The 1201-nt window shown below is 66.4% G+C and carries 1 protein-coding gene; it reads left to right on the plus strand.

Features of this window, described 5'->3' with window-relative positions:
- Positions 1 to 114: 114 nt before the first annotated feature.
- Positions 115 to 1201 (plus strand): NAD(P)/FAD-dependent oxidoreductase (locus EB084_26010; protein ID NDD31720.1); only part of this gene is annotated, 1087 nt, incomplete at its 3' end.

Genomic DNA, 1201 nt, shown 5'->3' on the forward strand with positions numbered 1-1201 from the left:
GGAAGGGCGTGCGGCGGAAGGAATCCCCCCCCTGCTCGCAAAGTAGCCCGCAGCCTCGCGCTCCTCCACCACGCATCGAGAAGCGCGCGCACCACCGAGGAGCCTTTCAATCCCATGTCCGAACGCGAAACACTCGAGGTCGACGTCCTCATCGTGGGGGCCGGCCCTGCCGGCCTGTCGGCCGCCTACCGATTCATGGATCTCGTGCAGAAGCACAACGCCGACGTAGACGCGGGCAAGGCCCAGGGTCGCAAGCTCGACGAGCTCATGGTGGCGGTGGTCGACAAGGGCTCCGAGGTCGGCGCCCATCAGCTCAGCGGCGCGGTGATGGATCCGGTCTCGATGAAGAAGCTCATGCCCGACTTCGTCGAGAAGGGCTGCCCGCTCTCGGCCGAGGTGAAGAGCGACGAGGTGGTGTGGCTGAGCGAGGGCGGCGCGCTCAAGCTGCCGCTGGTTCCCCCGCCCCTGCGCCAGCACGGGAACTATATCATCAGCCTCTCAAAGATGGTGAAGTGGCTCGCCCCCCTCGTCGAGGAGAAGGGCGTGATGATCATGCCGGGCTTCGCGGGCACCGAGGTGCTCTACGAGAGCGGCGACAGCGGCAAGGCGCGCGTCTGCGGCGTGCGCATGGTCGATCGGGGCGTCGACAAGAAGGGCGAGAAGAAGTCGAACCACCAGCTCGGGGAAGACATCAAGGCCAAGGTCACCCTGTTCTGCGACGGCACCTATGGAAACCTCACCAACCAGGTGGTGGGCAAGCTCGGCCTCGACAAGGGCAAGAACCAGCAGATCTTCGCCACGGGCTGCAAGGAGATCTGGGAGGTCGAGCCGTCGCGCCACCGCCTCGGGCACGTGACCCACACCATGGGCTGGCCGCTGAAGAGCGACGCGTTCGGGGGCGGATGGCTCTACCACATGGCCGACAACCTGGTGTCGGTGGGTTTCGTGGTGGGGCTCGACTACAAGGACCCGTTCCTCGACCCCCACGCAGAGCTGCAGCGCTTCAAGACCCACCCCTCGGTGCGGGCGGTGCTCGAAGGCGGCAAGATGGTGTCGTACGGCGCCAAGACCATTCCCGAGGGCGGGTGGAACGCCATGCCCTACCTGGCGGCCGACGGCGCCCTCATTCTGGGTGACGCGGCGGGCATGGTGAACGTGCCCAAGCTGAAGGGCATCCACTACGCCATGGAGGCGGGCATGC

This window comes from Pseudomonadota bacterium (assembly GCA_010028905.1).
Classification (GTDB): Bacteria; Vulcanimicrobiota; Xenobia; order RGZZ01; family RGZZ01; genus RGZZ01.